General features: G+C 55.5%; 16 protein-coding genes. 9 read left to right on the plus strand and 7 right to left on the minus strand.

What is annotated here, in order from left to right; translation table 11 throughout:
• The first annotated feature begins 3 nt into the window (after positions 1-3).
• Both aceF and lpdA read left to right on the plus strand, forming a co-directional pair.
• Entirely contained in the window at positions 4-1,893 is a 1,890-nt protein-coding gene (gene aceF, locus V1566_RS06735) for a pyruvate dehydrogenase complex dihydrolipoyllysine-residue acetyltransferase (protein ID WP_395305412.1), read from the plus strand.
• A 175-nt stretch (positions 1,894-2,068) separates the two neighbouring features.
• On the plus strand, positions 2,069-3,493 hold the full coding sequence (gene lpdA, locus V1566_RS06740) for a dihydrolipoyl dehydrogenase (protein ID WP_395305962.1): 1,425 nt from the start codon (positions 2,069-2,071) through the stop codon (positions 3,491-3,493).
• Positions 3,494-3,546: 53 nt separating this feature from the next.
• On the opposite strand, the gene V1566_RS06745 is transcribed toward lpdA, so the two are convergent.
• Positions 3,547-4,338: a DUF2950 family protein gene (locus V1566_RS06745; protein ID WP_395305413.1), complete on the minus strand. Its 792-nt coding sequence runs from the start codon at positions 4,336-4,338 to the stop codon at positions 3,547-3,549.
• Positions 4,339-4,348: 10 nt separating this feature from the next.
• Positions 4,349-5,878 carry a DUF3300 domain-containing protein gene (locus V1566_RS06750; protein WP_395305414.1) on the minus strand — a complete coding sequence of 510 codons (1,530 nt, stop codon included), beginning with the start codon at positions 5,876-5,878 and terminating at the stop codon, positions 4,349-4,351.
• A gap of 398 nt (positions 5,879-6,276) precedes the next feature.
• Here V1566_RS06750 and acnB point away from each other — a divergent pair, with 398 nt between their 5' ends.
• Positions 6,277-8,874, plus strand: coding sequence for a bifunctional aconitate hydratase 2/2-methylisocitrate dehydratase (gene acnB, locus V1566_RS06755; protein WP_395305415.1), 2,598 nt, complete (start codon positions 6,277-6,279; stop codon positions 8,872-8,874).
• A 190-nt stretch (positions 8,875-9,064) separates the two neighbouring features.
• Complete coding sequence (gene yacL, locus V1566_RS06760; protein WP_023310423.1) at positions 9,065-9,427, plus strand: protein YacL; 363 nt, start codon at positions 9,065-9,067, stop codon at positions 9,425-9,427.
• A 31-nt stretch (positions 9,428-9,458) separates the two neighbouring features.
• Here yacL and speD read toward each other — a convergent pair whose 3' ends face one another.
• From speD to V1566_RS06775, 3 genes are all read right to left on the minus strand, one after another.
• Positions 9,459-10,253, minus strand: coding sequence for an adenosylmethionine decarboxylase (gene speD / locus V1566_RS06765; protein ID WP_023334531.1), 795 nt, complete (start codon positions 10,251-10,253; stop codon positions 9,459-9,461).
• Positions 10,254-11,123: a polyamine aminopropyltransferase gene (gene speE / locus V1566_RS06770; RefSeq protein ID WP_395305416.1), complete on the minus strand. Its 870-nt coding sequence runs from the start codon at positions 11,121-11,123 to the stop codon at positions 10,254-10,256.
• Positions 11,124-11,237: 114 nt separating this feature from the next.
• On the minus strand, positions 11,238-11,585 hold the full coding sequence (locus V1566_RS06775) for a YacC family pilotin-like protein (protein WP_014882582.1): 348 nt from the start codon (positions 11,583-11,585) through the stop codon (positions 11,238-11,240).
• A gap of 145 nt (positions 11,586-11,730) precedes the next feature.
• On the opposite strand from V1566_RS06775, the gene cueO reads away from it, so the two are divergent.
• Entirely contained in the window at positions 11,731-13,299 is a 1,569-nt protein-coding gene (gene cueO / locus V1566_RS06780) for a multicopper oxidase CueO (protein WP_395305417.1), read from the plus strand.
• Positions 13,300-13,384: 85 nt separating this feature from the next.
• Here cueO and V1566_RS06785 read toward each other — a convergent pair whose 3' ends face one another.
• The gene (locus V1566_RS06785; RefSeq protein WP_395305418.1) at positions 13,385-15,775 is read right to left on the minus strand and encodes a glucose/quinate/shikimate family membrane-bound PQQ-dependent dehydrogenase; all 2,391 of its coding nucleotides are present in this window, start codon (positions 15,773-15,775) and stop codon (positions 13,385-13,387) included.
• Between the two features lie 208 nt (positions 15,776-15,983).
• On the opposite strand from V1566_RS06785, the gene hpt reads away from it, so the two are divergent.
• Entirely contained in the window at positions 15,984-16,520 is a 537-nt protein-coding gene (gene hpt / locus V1566_RS06790; RefSeq protein ID WP_008501948.1) for a hypoxanthine phosphoribosyltransferase, read from the plus strand.
• Positions 16,521-16,620: 100 nt separating this feature from the next.
• Here the strand turns inward: hpt and can are convergent, their stop codons facing one another.
• Positions 16,621-17,283: a carbonate dehydratase gene (can, locus tag V1566_RS06795; protein ID WP_395305419.1), complete on the minus strand. Its 663-nt coding sequence runs from the start codon at positions 17,281-17,283 to the stop codon at positions 16,621-16,623.
• Positions 17,284-17,390: 107 nt separating this feature from the next.
• Between can and V1566_RS06800 the strand changes: the two genes are divergently transcribed.
• The 3 genes from V1566_RS06800 (at position 17,391) to V1566_RS06810 (ending at position 19,629) form a co-directional block, all read left to right on the plus strand.
• Entirely contained in the window at positions 17,391-18,317 is a 927-nt protein-coding gene (locus V1566_RS06800) for an ABC transporter ATP-binding protein (RefSeq protein WP_048974999.1), read from the plus strand.
• Positions 18,314-19,084, plus strand: a complete 771-nt coding sequence (locus V1566_RS06805) for an ABC transporter permease (protein WP_023334536.1) — start codon at positions 18,314-18,316, stop codon at positions 19,082-19,084. The genes V1566_RS06800 and V1566_RS06805 overlap by 4 nt, the downstream gene beginning before the upstream one ends.
• A 104-nt stretch (positions 19,085-19,188) precedes the next feature.
• Positions 19,189-19,629, plus strand: a complete 441-nt coding sequence (locus tag V1566_RS06810; protein ID WP_395305420.1) for a PTS sugar transporter subunit IIA — start codon at positions 19,189-19,191, stop codon at positions 19,627-19,629.
• The last annotated feature ends 21 nt before the right edge of the window (positions 19,630-19,650 follow it).

Genomic DNA, 19,650 nt, shown 5'->3' on the forward strand with positions numbered 1-19,650 from the left:
ATAATGGCTATCGAAATCAATGTACCGGACATCGGGGCTGATGAAGTTGAAATCACCGAGATCCTGGTCAAAGTTGGCGACAAAGTTGAAGCTGAACAGTCGCTGATCACCGTAGAAGGCGACAAAGCCTCTATGGAAGTCCCGTCTCCTCAGGCTGGCATCGTAAAAGAGATCAAAGTCTCTGTTGGCGATAAAACCGAGACTGGCAAACTGATCATGATTTTCGATTCCGCCGACGGTGCAGCCGCTGCTGCACCTGCGCAGGAAGAGAAGAAAGCCGCTCCGGCCGCCGCTGCTCCAGCAGCTGCCGCGAGCGCGAAAGAAGTGAACGTGCCTGACATCGGCGGTGACGAAGTTGAAGTCACTGAAATCCTGGTGAAAGTGGGCGACACCGTTGCGGCTGAGCAGTCACTGATCACCGTAGAAGGCGACAAAGCCTCTATGGAAGTGCCAGCTCCGTTTGCCGGTACCGTTAAAGAGATCAAGATCAACACCGGTGACAAAGTGTCTACCGGGTCGCTGATCATGGTCTTCGAAGTGGCGGGTGCTGCACCTGCTGTAGCGCCTGCGCAGGCCGCTGCTCCGGCTGCTGCACCAGCAGCTGCTGGCGGCGCGAAAGACGTCAACGTACCGGACATCGGCGGTGACGAAGTTGAAGTCACCGAAGTGATGGTGAAAGTGGGCGATAAAGTTGCCGCTGAACAGTCACTGATCACCGTTGAAGGCGACAAGGCTTCTATGGAAGTCCCTGCGCCGTTCGCGGGTACCGTTAAAGAGATCAAAATCAGCACCGGTGACAAAGTCTCTACCGGCTCTCTGATCATGGTCTTCGAAGTGGAAGGCGCTGCGCCTGCCGCAGCTCCGGCTGCCGCGGCTGCTCCAGCACCTGCTGCTGCACCGGCTCAGGCTGCTAAACCAGCCGCTGCCCCTGCTGCTAAAGCAGAAAAATCTGAGTTCGCTGAAAACGACGCTTACGTCCACGCGACCCCGCTGATTCGTCGCCTGGCGCGCGAATTCGGTGTGAACCTGGCGAAAGTGAAAGGAACCGGCCGTAAGGGTCGTATCCTGCGCGAAGACGTTCAGACCTACGTGAAAGACGCGGTGAAACGCGCCGAAGCTGCACCAGCTGCAGCCGCCGGTGGCGGTATCCCGGGCATGCTGCCATGGCCGAAAGTGGACTTCAGCAAGTTCGGCGAAATCGAAGAAGTGGAACTGGGCCGTATCCAGAAAATCTCTGGTGCGAACCTGAGCCGTAACTGGGTGATGATCCCGCACGTTACGCACTTCGATAAGACCGATATCACCGATCTGGAAGCGTTCCGTAAACAGCAGAACGCCGAAGCTGAGAAGCGTAAACTGGACGTGAAATTCACCCCAGTGGTCTTCATCATGAAAGCCGTTGCCGCTGCCCTTGAGCAGATGCCGCGCTTCAACAGCTCTCTGTCCGAAGACGGTCAGAAGCTGACGCTGAAGAAATACATCAACATCGGTGTTGCGGTTGATACGCCAAATGGTCTGGTTGTTCCGGTCTTCAAAGACGTGAACAAGAAGAGCATCACTGAGCTGTCCCGTGAACTGACCGTGATCTCCAAAAAAGCGCGTGATGGTAAGCTGACTGCCGGCGAAATGCAGGGCGGCTGCTTCACTATCTCCAGCATCGGCGGCCTGGGTACCACCCACTTCGCGCCGATCGTGAACGCGCCGGAAGTGGCTATCCTCGGTGTGTCCAAGTCCGCGATGGAGCCGGTATGGAATGGCAAAGAGTTCGTACCGCGTCTGATGATGCCAATCTCTCTGTCCTTCGACCACCGCGTGATCGACGGTGCTGATGGTGCGCGCTTCATCACCATCATCAACAACACCCTGAGCGACATTCGCCGCCTGGTGATGTAATCGAAAAGCCGGCCAGTCGGCCGGCTTTTTTCTGATAATCTCATGGTGTTTGTGAGGTTATTGGCGAAAGCGACAATTCGTGAGCCGTTTGTTGTTTCAAAATTGTTAACAATTTTGTAAACTGCGGGCGGATAGAACGACCCGGTGGACGACGGGTATAAATTAAGAGGTCATGATGAGCACAGAAATCAAAACTCAGGTCGTAGTACTTGGGGCAGGCCCGGCAGGTTACTCCGCAGCATTCCGCGCCGCGGATTTAGGTCTGGAAACCGTCATCGTAGAACGTTACAGCACCCTCGGCGGTGTTTGTCTGAACGTCGGCTGTATCCCTTCTAAAGCGCTGCTGCACGTAGCGAAAGTTATCGAAGAAGCCAAAGCGCTGGCTGAACACGGTATCGTCTTCGGCGAGCCGAAAACCGATATCGACAAAATTCGTACCTGGAAAGAGAAAGTTATCACTCAGCTGACCGGCGGTCTGGCGGGTATGGCCAAAGGCCGTAAAGTGAAAGTGGTAAACGGTCTGGGTAAATTCACCGGTGCGAACACCCTGGAAGTTGAAGGCGAAAACGGCAAAACCGTGATCAACTTCGACAATGCGATCATCGCGGCAGGCTCTCGCCCAATCGAACTGCCATTCATTCCGCATGAAGATCCACGCGTGTGGGATTCCACTGATGCTCTGGAGCTGAAATCCGTTCCTAAGCGTCTGCTGGTCATGGGCGGCGGTATCATCGGTCTGGAAATGGGTACCGTGTACCATGCGCTGGGTTCAGAGATTGACGTGGTTGAAATGTTCGACCAGGTTATCCCGGCTGCCGACAAAGACATCGTTAAAGTCTTCACCAAACGCATCAGCAAGAAATTCAACCTGATGCTGGAAACCAAAGTGACTGCCGTTGAAGCGAAAGAAGACGGTATTTACGTTTCCATGGAAGGCAAAAAAGCCCCATCCGAACCACAGCGTTACGACGCCGTGCTGGTGGCTATCGGCCGTGTACCGAACGGTAAAAACCTCGACGCGGGCAAAGCTGGCGTAGAAGTGGACGACCGTGGCTTTATCCGCGTTGACAAACAGCTGCGCACTAACGTGCCGCACATCTTTGCTATCGGCGATATCGTCGGTCAGCCAATGCTGGCGCACAAAGGTGTTCACGAAGGTCACGTTGCCGCTGAAGTTATCGCCGGCATGAAGCACTACTTCGATCCGAAAGTCATTCCATCTATCGCGTACACCGAGCCAGAAGTGGCATGGGTGGGTCTGACTGAGAAAGAAGCGAAAGAGAAAGGCATCAGCTACGAAACCGCCACCTTCCCGTGGGCTGCTTCTGGCCGTGCTATCGCGTCCGACTGCGCAGACGGTATGACCAAACTGATCTTCGACAAAGAGACCCACCGCGTGATCGGTGGTGCGATTGTCGGTACCAACGGCGGCGAGCTGCTGGGTGAAATCGGTCTGGCTATCGAAATGGGCTGTGACGCTGAAGACATCGCGCTGACCATCCACGCTCACCCGACTCTGCACGAGTCCGTGGGTCTGGCGGCAGAAGTGTTTGAAGGCAGCATCACCGACCTGCCAAACGCGAAAGCGAAGAAGAAATAAGTTTCTTCAGATGAAAAAAAGCGGCCAATGGCCGCTTTTTTTATGCGCTGCGTTTAGGGCGCCACCGGTTGCCAGGTTTTATCAGGGCTATAGGCGGCTAGCGCCCGGGCTTTCTGCTCTGAATCGCTGCCGAGATCGGACTGGTACACCTTGTCGTCCTGGTTAATCACAAAGCTCATTACGCCCGTCTGACCATAGCTGACCGGCCAGGCAACCATCGCGAAACCGTTATTATCCGGCAGGATGCGGAAACGATAGCCGTGATAACCGGTACCCGGCTCTTTTGGGCTAAATGCCGGTCCGAGCGGACTGGGCGCTTCGCCGGGAGAGGCGGGCCAGTACAAACCGTCTTTTTTGCCTTTCGAGCTGACAATCTTCTGCGCGTATTTCTGGTTCATCGCAAAATAGCTTTGCTGTGCATCAACATAAGCATGTAAGGCTTCAATGGCGGCGAGCTCGTTACGCCCGATTTCACGGGTCAGGATCTCATCAGCCCCTTCTTTGATATCGAACTGCCAGCCGGCAGAGGTTTTGACCACTGGGATGGGAAGCTGCCAGCCGCTGTCTCCGACAACCAGATGCGCCGTATTCCCTTCGACAACCGTGTTGTGACGGACGTTCCAGTCGCGAAGGAAGCGATCTACAGCATCCGGATCAACGCCTTCAGGGGGCAGAAAATCGCGCCAGTTCTCTCCGAGCAGGTTGGTCATCGCGCTCTCATTATGCTCACTGATGGCTTTGGTTAGCGCATCGGTTGCCTGAGCGGGGGTGCTAAAGGACTGCTGCGCCATCACCGAGGCCGAAAGCATGAACAACACCATTCCACTGAGTAGTTTACTTTTCATGTCGGTTCCCTTAGCGATGTCGAATTTCACGGCGTTCAGCACGTCCAACAGACGCCTGACGCGGCTGCTGCTGGCGAGTAGCGAGCTGTCTGCTTTGCGCGCCGCGCTGCTGCTGCGCCTGCCAGTTCGCGGAGCGGCTGTCGTTACCGCTCAGCGCATTGGCCCGCGGCTGGCTGTTTCGCTGCTGGAGAGGGCGTTGCTGCGGGAGCTGCGAAGCCCGTTTCTCTTGTCTCTGCGCGGTGCTCCGCTTCGCCGTCTGCGGTTTGGTGTCGTAGCCACGGTAGTTATTGCGCTGTGAAATCTGCTTCAGTTGTTCACTTGAGGCCTGACGCTGCACATCTTTCGTTCCGGTGCGCGCCGTTTGGGGGAAGGTTTTGCCCGTGGATTTCTCCATTTGGCTCAGAGCGGCCTGACGCTGGCTATCGCGGTTAACCGGTTTTTGCTGCGCTGAGCTGAGCCCTGTCACCGCGTTGGTAGAGTGGAAGCGAGTGTTGAGCTGGTTAGTCGGATAGGGCACACCTTCCCGATAGGCCGGGTTGTGCTGCCAGGTGCGGTTGGCATCCGTCAGACGCTGTCCACTGATTTTATTGAAGTTCTCAACGTTGATATTGATGTTGTTATCACCGTTGCGGTTATAGCCGCCGTGATTATCCCAGTCGTCATGGTGATGATCCCAGTCATCGTCATCATCCCAGTCGATGTTGCTGAAGATGGCATAGGTTGTGGCGACGCCCAGGCTGAAGCCTAAACCGTTTACGAAGCTGTTGCCAAACTGCTCCCCGGGTGTAGGCGGGAGATAGGTGGGCGGATAGGCGGTGTTTGGCCAGGTCCCGTAAACCGTATTGGGGTTATAGGTGGGGACGTAAACAACCTGCGGATCGGCAGATTCAATTTTGATTACCGTTGGGGCGGGCGTGGACGTCGTGGTTGTCATTGTCTCAGTGGTGCTGGTTTTCGCTGGCGCCGGTTTTGTCACGGTGGTGACCGTCTGCTGAGGCGTGGATTGTAAAGCGCCGGTCTTTTGTGCCAGCGCGCGCAGGCGTTGCACGGAGTCCATCACGTCCTTCGGCTGCGCGAGAAACGCATCACCCAGATTTTGTACCCACGGCGGGTTTTCACCCATCAGGGACATAAGCTGAGGAAACGCGACCAGCGATTTTACGCTGGGATCCCAGGGCTGGCTGGCAACGGCCTGAATCGCGGCGTCCCCTTCCATTTTAGGGTTGTCTTTGGACCACTGCGCGGCCTGGATCACGTTGGCCGGATAGGTCGACGCCATTAAAATTTGCGACAGCAGGGCATCCGGGTAGAGCGCGATGGGAGCAACCCATTGATCGATTTGCGCGGCAGTGTAGGTTGGCGCGACAACAGGAGCTGGCTGGGCTGCGGCAGGCGTCGCCGGTGCGGCCGGTTGTTGTGCGACGGGGGCCGGCGCAGCGGGTTCCGTTACACGACTTTTGACAAACATGACGCCTGAGGCGGCAAACAGCCCGGCACTGCACAGAAGGACGAGCAGATGTGGCTTAAAGGGCAACTTCATAAAATGACTCCAACGAGACAAGCGCTGTGCCGTGAGGCGTTACGGTTGGCGTGAGTATTATTCACCCGTCTTTTACTGTTTTGACTTTTATTGGGAAGCGTCCGGTACGTCCGGATAAAGATTGTGAGTATTTATTACACAATTATATCTGATGGAAAAAAACTGATGCGTCACGGTGCATAAGAAACCGTATAACGATGCCCAAAATCGTCGCTACACCATGCTTAACGATTCAGCAAATTTTTTAATGTTGCTTTTTTGTAAACGGATTAACACTGTGCAGAAATCCTGCTATGCTGCCCGACGCGGTATCGGGCATTTACCCTACAAACTGCTGTCTCACAGGAGCGTGAAGAGAACGCCCGCCGCATATGACAATGAGAGCGAGGAGAACCGTCGTGCTAGAAGAATACCGTAAGCACGTAGCAGAACGTGCCGCCGAGGGAATTGTACCCAAACCTTTAGATGCAACCCAAATGGCCGCGCTCGTCGAGCTGCTGAAGAACCCGCCCAAGGGCGAAGAAGAATTCCTGTTAGATCTGCTGATCAACCGCGTACCGCCTGGCGTAGATGAAGCTGCCTACGTAAAAGCCGGATTCCTTGCTGCTATCGCCAAAGGCGAAGCCACCTCCCCACTGGTTACTCCTGAAAAAGCCATTGAACTGCTCGGCACCATGCAGGGTGGTTACAACATTCATCCGCTGATTGACGCGCTGGATAACGACAAGCTGGCACCGATTGCCGCTAAAGCGCTCTCTTCCACGCTGCTGATGTTCGATAACTTCTACGACGTAGAAGAAAAAGCCAAAGCGGGCAACGTCTATGCGAAGCAGGTGATGCAGTCCTGGGCTGATGCCGAATGGTTCCTGAACCGTCCTGCTCTGGCTGAAAAAATCACCGTGACCGTCTTTAAAGTGACCGGTGAAACCAACACCGATGACCTCTCTCCGGCACCGGACGCGTGGTCTCGCCCGGATATCCCTCTGCACGCCCTGGCAATGCTGAAAAACGCCCGTGAAGGTATTGAGCCGGATCAGCCAGGCGCTGTAGGCCCGATCAAACAGATCGAAGCCCTGCAGAAAAAAGGTTTCCCGCTGGCCTACGTGGGTGATGTTGTAGGTACCGGTTCTTCCCGTAAGTCCGCCACCAACTCCGTGCTGTGGTTCATGGGGGACGACATCCCGCATGTGCCGAACAAACGCGGCGGCGGTCTGGTCCTGGGCGGCAAAATTGCACCAATCTTCTTCAACACTATGGAAGATGCGGGCGCACTGCCAATCGAAGTTGACGTGAATAACCTGAACATGGGCGACGTGATTGACGTCTATCCGTTCAAAGGCGAGGTGCGCAACCACGAGACCAACGAACTGCTGGCAAGCTTCGAGCTGAAAACTGACGTGCTGATCGACGAAGTGCGCGCTGGTGGTCGTATCCCGCTGATCATCGGTCGTGGCCTGACCACCAAAGCGCGTGAAGCGCTCGGTCTGCCGCACTCTGACGTGTTCCGTCAGGCGAAAGATGTGGCTGAAAGCAGCCGCGGTTACTCTCTGGCGCAGAAAATGGTCGGCCGCGCATGTGGCGTCGCCGGCGTTCGTCCGGGCGCGTACTGCGAACCGAAAATGACCTCAGTGGGCTCTCAGGACACCACCGGCCCAATGACCCGTGACGAACTGAAAGACCTGGCGTGCCTGGGCTTCTCTTCTGACCTGGTAATGCAGTCCTTCTGCCACACGGCGGCCTATCCGAAGCCGGTTGACGTGACCACGCACCACACGCTGCCAGACTTCATCATGAACCGCGGCGGCGTTTCTCTGCGTCCGGGTGACGGCGTCATCCACTCCTGGCTGAACCGCATGCTGCTGCCGGATACCGTGGGTACCGGCGGTGACTCCCATACCCGTTTCCCAATCGGTATCTCTTTCCCTGCGGGCTCCGGTCTGGTGGCGTTTGCTGCTGCGACCGGCGTGATGCCGCTGGATATGCCGGAATCGGTGCTGGTGCGCTTCAAAGGTAAAATGCAGCCGGGTATCACCCTGCGCGACCTGGTTCACGCGATCCCGCTGTATGCGATTAAACAGGGCCTGCTGACCGTTGAGAAGAAAGGGAAGAAAAACATCTTCTCTGGCCGCATCCTGGAAATTGAAGGTCTGCCGGATCTGAAAGTGGAGCAGGCGTTCGAACTGACCGATGCCTCCGCCGAGCGTTCTGCGGCGGGCTGTACCATCAAGTTGAACAAAGAGCCGATTATTGAGTATCTGAACTCTAACATCGTGCTGCTGAAGTGGATGATTGCAGAAGGCTACGGCGACCGTCGTACGCTGGAGCGTCGTATCCAGGGCATGGAAAAATGGCTGGCCGACCCGCAGCTGCTGGAAGCCGATGCTGACGCAGACTACGCGGCGGTGATCGATATCGATCTGGCGGATATCAAAGAGCCAATCCTGTGTGCACCGAACGATCCGGACGACGCGCGTCCGCTGTCTGAGGTTCAGGGCGAGAAGATCGACGAAGTGTTTATCGGTTCCTGCATGACTAACATCGGTCACTTCCGTGCAGCCGGTAAGCTTCTGGATACCCACAAAGGCCAGCTGCCAACCCGTCTGTGGGTGGCGCCGCCAACCCGTATGGACGCGGCTCAGCTGACCGAAGAGGGCTACTACAGCGTGTTTGGTAAGAGCGGTGCGCGTATCGAAATCCCTGGATGTTCCCTGTGTATGGGCAACCAGGCGCGCGTAGCCGACGGTGCGACGGTGGTTTCCACCTCTACCCGTAACTTCCCGAACCGTTTAGGTACCGGTGCGAACGTCTTCCTGGCCTCTGCGGAACTGGCGGCGGTTGCGGCGCTGATTGGCAAACTGCCAACGCCGGAAGAGTACCAGACCTTTGTGGCTCAGGTGGATAAGACCGCGGTGGATACCTATCGCTATCTGAACTTCGACCAGCTCTCTCAGTACACCGAGAAGGCCGACGGGGTTATCTTCCAGACGGCGGTATAAACAGCAAAACCGTCTCTACGAGACGGTTTTTAGTGTTTGCACCCTCTCCCGTGGGAGAGGGACGGGGTGAGGGCATCAGGCCGCAGGGTCTTGCTCTCACCTTTTTATTTTCATTCCTCCCACCTCTCACGCTTTTTTTCTTCCTCGCTGCTGCGATAATTACCCTAATGGCTTTGCAGAGGAAAATACTATGGATTACGAATTTCTGCGCGACATCACCGGAGTGGTGAAAGTGCGTATGTCGATGGGCCACGAAGCCGTTGGACACTGGTTTAACGAAGAGGTGAAGGAAAATCTCGCGCTTCTTGATGAGGTTGAACAGGCGGCAAATACGGTGAAAGGCAGCGAGCGCTCCTGGCAGCGCGCCGGGCATGAATACACGCTGTGGATGGACGGTGAAGAGGTGATGGTGCGTGCCAACCAGCTCGAGTTTTCAGGCGATGAGATGGAGGAGGGGATGAGCTACTACGACGAAGAGAGCCTGTCGATGTGCGGCGTGGAAGACTTCCTTCAGGTAGTGAACGCATACCGCGACTTCATGAAACAGAAATAACAAACCGGAGCATCCCTGCTCCGGTTTACTTTTACACGGCCGGAATATTGCGGCCGTAGTAGATCTCGCGCATCTCTTTCCAGAGCAGGTCAGTAATCGCCTTACGCTCTTCTTCGCTCAAATCTTCCGGCTTCGTGTGGAACATATAGTGCTTAAGGTCGAATTCCTTCAGTAACATTTTGGTATGGAAGATGTTTTCCTGGTACACGTTCACGTCCATCATGTCGTACAGCGATTTCATGTCGTCGGACATAAAGTTCTGGATGGAGTTGATCTCGTGGTCGATAAAGTGCTTCATACCGTTGATATCACGGGTAAAACCACGCACGCGATAATCAATGGTGACGATGTCCGATTCCAGCTGGTGAATTAAATAGTTCAGCGCGTTCAGCGGGGAAATCACGCCGCAGGTCGACACTTCGATATCGGCGCGGAACGTACACAGCCCACCTTCCGGGTGACTCTCCGGGTAGGTATGTACGCAGATATGGCTTTTATCAAGGTGGGCTACAACCACTTCCGGCAGCGGGCCCGGATGTTCCGTTTTGTCGATAAGCTTAGGATCGACCGGCTCTTCGCTGACCAGTATGGTCACGCTGGCGCCCTGAGGTTCATAATCCTGTCGGGCGATATTCAGGATGTTTGCGCCGATAATGGAACAGGTTTCTGACAGGATCTCGGTCAGACGGTTGGCGTTGTAGAGTTCGTCGATATAGGCGATGTAACCATCGCGTTCTTCCGCTGTTTTGGCATAGCAGATATCGTAAATACAAAAACTCAGGCTTTTCGTCAGGTTGTTAAAGCCATGCAGTTTAAGCTTTTTCAATTAGCTCACCCCCTTAGTGGATAATGCGTCTTGCAGGTACTGCGGCAGAGCAAACGCTGCGGTGTGAATTGCCGGATTGTAGTATCGGCACTGAAGACCGGCCTGATGGAAGCGGGCCTGAATAATTTCGGTGGAGAGATGGCGTAATACGTCGTTATCCGTCGCCCAGGCAAAGGTCATGATCCCGCCGTAGTACGTCGGAATGGCCGCCTGATAGAAGCTGACATCATCGAAATAGGTGCTTAGCTTACGATGGCTGTCGAGCGCTTCATCCTGCTGCAGGAAGCAGACGCCATTTTGTGCGACGAAGATCCCGCCCGGGTTCAGGCAGCGCTTGCAGCCTTCGTAGAAAGAGGAGGTAAACAGCGACGCGCCAGGGCCGATAGGGTCGGTGCAGTCGGAGATAATAACGTCAAAGGTCTGCGAGGTCTGGTTAACAAAGTTAACGCCGTCGTCAATCACCAGGCTAAAGCGCGGATCGTCATAGCTACCGGCATTGTGGTTGGGCAGGTACTGGCGGCAGAAAGAGACGACGCCCGCATCGATTTCCACCATGGTGATGGTTTCAATGGCACGGTGGCGGGAAACTTCACGCAGCATTGCGCCGTCGCCACCGCCGATAATCAGGACATGCTTCGCGTGACCGTGCGCCAGCAGCGGGACGTGGGTCATCATCTCATGATAGATAAACTCATCTCGCTCGGTCGTTTGCACGACGCCGTCCAGCGCCATGACGCGGCCAAAGGCGGCATTCTCGAAGATGATCAGATCCTGGTGATCGGTTTTCTCATGATAGAGCACGTTATCAACGGCAAAGTACTGACCAAACTGGTCATGCAGTGTTTCATGCCACAACGTGTGGTCGGCCATAGCGAACTCCTCCTGTGTAAACATCCATTACGCTCATAAAAAATGAGCGAAACATGATAGCTAACTCTAACCGTGGTTGCACGGCCAGAGGTTCAACAGGGGGCGTCGGGAAGGTTATTTCACGTAGGCGAGCAGGCTGAGTGAATCACGAGCCAGCGCTTTGCATTTTTTGGCAGTGGGAATACCAATACCGCTTAGGTCACGGTAGCTGTCTTCGCCGAGCGCCTTCATGTCGAAGCTGTCGTAGTTGCTGAGATCCCACTGGTTTTGCTGGGCAAAAAAGACCAGCGCGCGGCGAATTTGCCCGTTGGGTAAATTCTGGTAGCCACAATCATTTTTCAGGAATACAAAAACCGCCGTTAAATCGGCCATATCTTCCGCTTCATTTTCACTTAGCGCATAGCTGTTCGCACACATTGCCATCAGGCTTCCGAACAAAATTGTCCTGAAAAACGTCTTCATTGCTTCTACCACTTCTTCACGGAAAATTAACGTTAGCATACTTGATGCCGGTGCGACGATCTTTATTATTGCCGCTTGACTTGACCTTCCGGTAAGGGGAGGGTTTATGCTCAAAAGATCGCCTGCTGGAAATAAGGAAATGAACATGCAACGTCGTGATTTTTTAAAATATTCCGCTGTGCTGGGGGCTGCCAGCGCATTACCACTCTGGAGTCGCGCGGTTTTCGCGGCTGACAGGCCTGCCTTACCCATCCCAGACTTAGTGACCGCTGACGCGCGAAGCCGTATCCAGCTTGTGGTTCAGGCCGGTAAAACGACGTTCGGCGAGCATAACGCCACGACGTGGGGCTATAACGGCAATTTGCTCGGTCCGGCGCTTCAGCTACGTAAAGGGAAAGCGGTGACGGTGGATATCCACAACACGCTCGCCGAAGAGACGACGCTGCACTGGCACGGGCTGGAAGTGCCGGGCGAGGTGGACGGCGGGCCGCAGGGCGTCATCAAAGCAGGCGGCACGCGCAGCATCACCTTTACGCCCGAGCAGCGCGCGGCGACCTGCTGGTTCCATCCGCATCAGCATGGCAAAACGGGCCATCAGGTGGCGATGGGGCTGGCGGGGCTGGTGCTGATTGAAGACGACGAAAGCCGCCTGCTGCGCCTGCCGAAACAGTGGGGCATCGACGATGTGCCGGTGATTGTGCAGGACAAGAAATTCAACGCTGACGGGCAAATTGACTATCAACTGGACGTGATGAGTGCTGCGGTAGGCTGGTTTGGCGACACGCTGCTGACCAACGGCGCCATTTATCCCCAGCATGCCGCGCCGAAAGGCTGGCTGCGCCTGCGCCTGCTCAACGGCTGTAACGCTCGCTCGCTCAATTTCGCCACCAGCGATAAACGCCCGCTGTACGTGGTGGCGAGCGACGGCGGCCTGCTGCCGGAACCGGTGAAAGTGAGCGAGCTGCCGATGCTGATGGGCGAGCGTTTTGAGGTGCTGGTGGATATCAGCGACGGCAAGCCGTTTGACCTCGTAACCCTGCCGGTTAGCCAGATGGGGATGGCGGTCGCGCCATTTGATAAGCCGCATCCGGTGCTGCGTATTCAGCCATTACTGGTGTCCGCTTCCGGCACGCTGCCTGATACGTTAACCGCGCTGTCAGCACTCCCGTCGCTTGGCGGGCTTACGCAGCGCAAGCTGCAGCTCTCCATGAACCCGATGCTCGATATGATGGGCATGCAGGCGCTGATGGCGAAATATGGCGATAAGGCGATGGCGGGGATGCACCACGGGCAGATGATGGGCCATATGAATATGGACCACGGCAAAATGGGCGGCATGGGGAACATGAATCACGGCGACCATGGCTTTGATTTCCACAACGCCAATATGATCAACGGCAAAGCGTTCGACATGAACACGCCGATGTTTGCTGCGACAAAGGGTCAGTTTGAGCGCTGGGTAATTTCAGGCGAAGGGGACATGATGCTGCACCCGTTCCATATTCACGGCACCCAGTTCCGCATTCTCTCAGAAAACGGCAAAGCGCCGGATGTGCATCGCGCAGGCTGGAAAGATACGGTGAGAGTGGAAGGCAGCGTCAGCGAGGTGATGGTGAAGTTTGACCACGATGCGCCGAAGGAGTTTGCCTATATGGCGCACTGCCACCTGCTGGAGCATGAGGATACGGGGATGATGCTCGGCTTTACCGTATAAAAAAAGCCGGGTGGCGACTTCGCCTTACCCGGCCTACATAGGGCACCCGTAGGCCCGGTAAGCGTAGCGCCACCGGGCTTTTCAGTTACTTGTTTTCGTCAGGCAGCGCATACGCGACAATATAGTCGCCCATCTTCGTGCCAAACGAACCGTGACCCCCGGCAGAGATGACAACGTACTGCTTGCCATTCACTTCATAGGTCATCGGCGTGGCCTGTCCACCGGCTGGCAGACGGCCTTGCCACAGTTTTTCACCGTTGGTCATGTTGTACGCGCGCAGGTAGTTATCTGCGGTTGCCGCGATGAACAGCACGTTACCGGCTGTGGAAATTGGGCCACCCAGCATCGGCATACCCATATTGAACGGCACCGGAACCGGCATCGGGAACGGCATGCTGTCCTGTGGCGTACCAATACGTTTTTTCCACACGATCTGGTTGGTTTTCAGATCCAGACCGGAGATATAACCCCAGGCAGGCTGTTTACACGGCAGACCAAACGGAGACAGGAACGGGTTCAGCGTTACGCCAAACGGTACGCCATACTGTGGCTGAATGCCGGCTTCGGTACCGCTGCCTTTCGCGTCTTTCGGCTGCTCCATTGGGTTGCCCGGACCGCGTGGGATCAGGCGGGAAACGAACGGCAGCGCCATTGGGTTGGCAATCGCCACCTGACGGTTCGGGTCAACGGAGATACCGCCCCACTCGAACATCCCCAGGTTACCCGGGAAGACCAGCGTGCCCTTCTCAGACGGCGGCGTGAAGATGCCCTCATAGCGCAGCTGGTGGAACATCACGCGGCACACAAGCTGGTCAAACATGGTGGCACCCCACATGTCTGCCCCGCTAAGGTCTTTCTTCGGACGGAAGCTCAGGTCAGAGAACGGCTGGGTTTTGCTGACGTAATCGCCTTTCGCTGCGCCCTGCGGAACCGGTTTTTCCGGGGCAGGCACAACCAGCTTACCGTTACTGCGATCCAGGACGAAGATGTTGCCGGTTTTTGCCGGAGCGTAAATCACCGGAACGGTTTTGCCTTCAACGGTAATGTCCGCCAGCGTCGGCTGGGACGGCATATCCATATCCCACAGATCGTGGTGAACGGTCTGGTAGCTCCACGCCAGCTTGCCGGTGGTCGCGTTCAGCGCCACGATAGCGCTCGCATAACGCTCCTGCTCCGGCGTGCGGTTACCGCCCCAGATATCTGGCGTGGTTACACCCATTGGCAGGTAGACCAGGTCCAGCTTCGCGTCATACGCCGCTGGTGCCCAGGAGTTTGGCGAGTTAAAGGTAAAGGTGTGCTCGTCCGACGGGATCGCGTTTGGATCTTTCGCGCCCGGGTCGAAGGCCCACAGCAGTTTACCGGTGTTCACGTCGAAACCACGGATGACGCCGGAGGTTTCACGCGTGGAGAAGTTGTCCGTTACCGAACCGGCAATCACGATGGTCTTATCGGTAATGATTGGCGGTGAGGTGGGCTCATACAGACCCGGCGTGGTGTCCGGCATGTTGGTCTGCAGGTTCAGGATACCTTTGTTGGCAAAGGTTTCGCACAGCTTGCCCGTTTCGGCATTGATGGCGAACAGACGGCCATCGTTCACCGGCAGCATAATGCGGCGAGGACAGTCGGCAATGACTTCCGGGCTCGCATTCTCGGCGCGCGCTTCGTGGTAAGAGACGCCACGGCAGGTAACGTGCTGGAAGGACGGGTTGGAGTTCAGCTGTGGATCGAAGTGCCATTTCTCTTTACCGGTGGCCGCGTCGAGCGCGAACAGACGCTGGTGCGCTGTACACAGGTAGAGCATGTTGCCAACCTTAATTGGCGTCACTTCGTTGGTCAGCTCGCCCGGATCGTTCGGCATCTTCACATCGCCGGTACGGAATACCCAGGCTTCTTTCAGGTTCTTAACGTTATCCGCGTTGATCTGCTTCAGCGGAGAGTAGCGTTGACCTTCCTGGTTACGACCATACGCAGGCCAGTCGCCGTCCGCCACCTGAGAGATAGCCGCAGCAGGCGTGGATTCCGCGTTCAGCGTACCGTTGATCTCCTGTGGGTCGTTAAAACCTGCCCAGGTCAGGATGCCGCCGGTAATCAGCAGGGCAACAACCAGGCCCGCAACCGCACCGCTGGAAGGCACAATCAGGCGACGCCACACGAACGGCAGGATCAGCCAGATGCCAAAGAAGACCAGGATGTCGCTGCGCGGCGTCAGTGCCCAGAAGTCGAACCCGACTTCCCAGACGCCCCAGATCATGGTGGCAAGAAGGAGGGCGGCATACAGCCACAGTGCAGATTGTTTTCTACGCAACAGCAGGACGGTTACGGCAACCATAACCAGACCCGCAATCGGGTAGTACCAGGAGCCGCCTAAAGCGACCAGCCAGACGCCACCGATTAACAGATACAGCGCGCAGAAGGCTGCGAATGCGGCTGTTAATGTCACCAGTAGACGCGGCTGTTTAGAGTTTGTTTCAGCCATAGAAAGTGTACTCGTCAGTTTTTGTTAATAATTTGCTAGCAACTAATTATAGGTATTAACAAGTGTGATCGGAATCACAATATTTGCTTTTTATAACTCATACGCCAGGGTTATCCATTTGCTGATATAATGGCTGGCTTGCGTATCAGTGCTGGATATTAACTCATCCGTATTGAGAGATTTTCATTAAAATCATTTGGTTAGTAATATGAAACATACTGTTGAAGTGATGATCCCGGAAGCCGAGATCAAAGCGCGTATCGCCGAACTGGGTCGTCAAATCACCGAACATTACAAGGACAGCGGCAGCGAAATGGTGCTGGTCGGTCTGTTGCGCGGCTCTTTCATGTTCATGGCAGACCTGTGCCGTGAAGTGCATGTGCCCCATGAGGTCGATTTTATGACCGCCTCCAGCTACGGCAGCGGCATGTCCACCACCCGTGATGTGAAAATCCTGAAAGATCTGGATGAAGATATTCGTGGCAAAGATGTGTTGATCGTTGAAGACATTATTGACTCCGGCAACACGCTGTCAAAAGTGCGCGAGATCCTGAGCCTGCGTGAGCCAAAATCTCTGGCGATTTGTACACTGCTGGATAAACCTGACCGTCGTGAAGTGCAGGTGCCGGTAGAGTTCGTGGGCTTCTCGATTCCGGACGAATTCGTCGTCGGTTACGGCATTGACTACGCGCAGCGTTATCGTCATCTGCCGTATGTCGGGAAAGTGGTATTGCTGGACGAGTAGTTGCGGTTTGTTGCCCGGTGGCGCTACGCTTACCGGGCCTACGAATGGGCACATGTAGGCCGGGTAAGGCGCAGCCGCCACCCGGCTTTTTAACATGCACTTATTTATGGTTCACATGCTTAAGCTTGAGGTTGGCAATGCCCGAACGGTAACGCTGCTCCAGCGTTTCGCGGTTGGTGGCGGTCACTTCCAGATTGCGCAGCAGACCATCGTGAATACCGTACGCCCAGCCGTGGACAGAAACCTTCTGCCCGCGTTTCCACGCTGATTGCATGATTGTTGAGTGGCCCAGGTTATACACCTGCTCCATCACGTTCAGCTCGCAAAGGGTATCAAGTCGACGCTCCTGCGGCATTTCACCCAGCAGTGAGCTATGTTTGAACCATATATCGCGGATGTGCAGTAGCCAGTTATCGATGAGCCCCAGTTCCGTGTTTTCAACCGCCGCCTGCACGCCGCCGCAGCCATAATGGCCGCAAATGATGATGTGCTCGACTTGCAGAACGTCCACGGCATACTGAACAACAGAAAGACAGTTGAGATCGGTGTGAATCACGAGATTGGCGACATTGCGGTGAACAAACAGTTCGCCGGGTTCAAGGCCGGTCAGCCGCTCCGCCGGTACGCGGCTGTCGGAACATCCAATCCAGAGAAAGCGTGGGTTCTGAGCCTGCGCGAGTTTTCCAAAAAATCCGGGGTCTTCCTCCACCAGCATTTTTGACCATAGTGCATTGTTGCTGATGAGTGTATCTATGTTGTTCATGGAGGTTAGCGACCTGTAACCGAGTTATTGCGTTGCGCTACTATAGGGTAACCCGACTTTTTATGAAACCACACAACGTGTGTAAGAACTGAAGGTAAGTTAATTTCATGGCAATTGCACTGGAGCTTGAGCAGCTTAAAAAAACCTATTCGGGTGGCGTTCAGGCGCTACGCGGAATAGATCTGAAAGTAGAGGCCGGCGATTTTTACGCGCTTCTGGGGCCGAACGGGGCGGGGAAATCGACCACCATTGGGATTATCAGCTCGCTGGTCAATAAAACGTCCGGCCGGGTGAGCGTCTTTGGGTACGACCTGCAAAAAGATGTGGTGAACGCCAAGCGCCAGCTGGGGCTGGTACCGCAGGAGTTCAATTTTAACCCGTTCGAGACGGTGCAGCAGATTGTTGTTAACCAGGCGGGGTATTACGGCGTTGAGCGCAAAGAGGCCCTGGAGCGTAGCGAAAAATACCTCAAGCAGCTCGACCTGTGGGAAAAGCGTAACGAACGTGCGCGCATGTTGTCCGGTGGGATGAAGCGCCGCCTGATGATTGCCCGTGCGCTGATGCACGAGCCAAAACTGCTGATCCTCGATGAACCGACGGCGGGCGTGGATATCGAACTTCGCCGTTCCATGTGGGGCTTCCTGAAAGATCTCAACGATAAAGGCACCACTATTATTCTGACCACCCACTACCTGGAAGAGGCTGAAATGCTGTGCCGCAACATCGGCATCATTCAGCACGGTGAGTTGGTGGAGAACACCTCGATGAAGAATCTGCTCTCCAAGCTGAAATCCGAAACCTTCATTCTCGATCTGGCGGCTAAAAGCGCGCTGCCAAAACTTGAAGGTTACAACTATCGTCTGGTGGATACCTCGACGCTGGAAGTGGAAGTGCTGCGCGAGCAGGGGATTAACAGCGTGTTCTCGCAGCTGAGCGCGCAGGGGATTCAGGTTTTAAGTATGCGTAACAAAGCGAACCGACTGGAAGAGCTGTTTGTCTCTCTGGTACATGACAAACAAGGAGACAAGGCATGACGCATCTTTACTGGGTCGCGCTGAAAAGTATATGGGCGAAAGAGATTAACCGCTTTATGCGTATCTGGGTGCAAACCCTGGTGCCGCCGGTCATCACGATGACGCTCTACTTCATCATCTTCGGTAACCTGATTGGTTCCCGGATTGGTGAGATGCACGGTTTTACCTATATGCAGTTTATCGTGCCGGGCCTGATTATGATGGCGGTGATCACCAACGCTTATGCCAACGTGGCGTCGTCATTCTTCAGCGCCAAGTTTCAGCGCAATATTGAAGAGCTGCTGGTGGCCCCGGTGCCGACGCACGTCATTATCGCGGGCTATGTCGGCGGCGGCGTGGCGCGCGGGCTGTGCGTGGGGATCCTGGTCACGGCGATTTCGTTGTTCTTCGTGCCGTTCCAGGTCCACTCGTGGCTCTTTGTCGCGCTGACGCTGCTCCTGACGGCGATCCTGTTCTCACTGGCCGGTCTGCTGAATGCCGTGTTCGCCAAAACGTTTGACGATATCAGCCTGATCCCGACCTTCGTGCTGACGCCGCTGACCTATCTCGGCGGGGTGTTCTACTCCCTGACGCTGCTGCCACCGTTCTGGCAGGCGCTGTCGCACCTGAACCCGATTGTCTACATGATCAGCGGCTTCCGCTTTGGTTTCCTCGGCATCACTGACGTGCCGCTGTTTACCACGGTGGCGGTGCTTGTGGTATTCATCATCGCCTTCTACCTGCTGTGCTGGTATCTGATCCAGCGCGGACGCGGTCTGCGCAGCTAATCTTCTGCCCGGCGACGTTCTGTTTGCCGGGCACTTTCTTTGACAGTTATCACCGAAAGCTAACCTTCACTCCGCTAAACTACTTGCCTGCTAAGGAGAGAGTTATGCTGGGATGGGTTATCACCTGCCACGATGAACAGGCGCAGGAAATGCTGGATAAGCTTGAAGCCAAATTTGGCCCGCTGGCGCAGTGCCGGGCGGTAAACTACTGGCGCGGGCTGAGCACCAACATGCTCAGCCGCATGATGTGCGATGCCCTGCATGAAACGGACACCGGTGATGGCGTGATTTTTTTGACCGATAAATCGGGCGCGGCGCCTTACCGCACAGCCGCGTTGCTGAGCCATAAGCATGCGTGCTGTGAAGTCATCTCGGGGATCAACTTCGCCCTGCTGGCGTTAATGTATCCACAGCGTGAATTATTAAGCAGCGCTGAGTTTCGCCATGCCATCGTGGCGCAGGGCGTTCCGGGCGTCAGCAGCTTGTGGCATCAGCAGCAAAAAAATCCACCCTTCGTCCTGCTCCATGACCTGTATAAGAATTAAACGTTGGTATTGATGTCTCAT

Origin of the sequence: Enterobacter sp. ECC-019 (genome assembly GCF_043974075.1) — a bacterium.
GTDB classification, from domain to species: Bacteria; Pseudomonadota; Gammaproteobacteria; order Enterobacterales; family Enterobacteriaceae; genus Enterobacter; species Enterobacter asburiae_D.

Bases quoted from the DNA above. Each gene is read 5' to 3' on its own strand.
- V1566_RS06810 (WP_395305420.1), top strand. From the start codon at position 19,189: ATGCTGGGATGGGTTATCACCTGCCACGATGAACAGGCGCAGGAAATG.
- can (WP_395305419.1), bottom strand. From the start codon at position 17,283: ATGAACAACATAGATACACTCATCAGCAACAATGCACTATGGTCAAAA.
- aceF (WP_395305412.1), top strand. From the start codon at position 4: ATGGCTATCGAAATCAATGTACCGGACATCGGGGCTGATGAAGTTGAA.
- V1566_RS06805 (WP_023334536.1), top strand. From the start codon at position 18,314: ATGACGCATCTTTACTGGGTCGCGCTGAAAAGTATATGGGCGAAAGAG.
- cueO (WP_395305417.1), top strand. From the start codon at position 11,731: ATGCAACGTCGTGATTTTTTAAAATATTCCGCTGTGCTGGGGGCTGCC.
- V1566_RS06750 (WP_395305414.1), bottom strand. From the start codon at position 5,878: ATGAAGTTGCCCTTTAAGCCACATCTGCTCGTCCTTCTGTGCAGTGCC.
- hpt (WP_008501948.1), top strand. From the start codon at position 15,984: ATGAAACATACTGTTGAAGTGATGATCCCGGAAGCCGAGATCAAAGCG.
- V1566_RS06775 (WP_014882582.1), bottom strand. From the start codon at position 11,585: ATGAAGACGTTTTTCAGGACAATTTTGTTCGGAAGCCTGATGGCAATG.
- speE (WP_395305416.1), bottom strand. From the start codon at position 11,123: ATGGCCGACCACACGTTGTGGCATGAAACACTGCATGACCAGTTTGGT.
- V1566_RS06785 (WP_395305418.1), bottom strand. From the start codon at position 15,775: ATGGCTGAAACAAACTCTAAACAGCCGCGTCTACTGGTGACATTAACA.
- V1566_RS06800 (WP_048974999.1), top strand. From the start codon at position 17,391: ATGGCAATTGCACTGGAGCTTGAGCAGCTTAAAAAAACCTATTCGGGT.
- yacL (WP_023310423.1), top strand. From the start codon at position 9,065: ATGGATTACGAATTTCTGCGCGACATCACCGGAGTGGTGAAAGTGCGT.
- V1566_RS06745 (WP_395305413.1), bottom strand. From the start codon at position 4,338: ATGAAAAGTAAACTACTCAGTGGAATGGTGTTGTTCATGCTTTCGGCC.
- lpdA (WP_395305962.1), top strand. From the start codon at position 2,069: ATGAGCACAGAAATCAAAACTCAGGTCGTAGTACTTGGGGCAGGCCCG.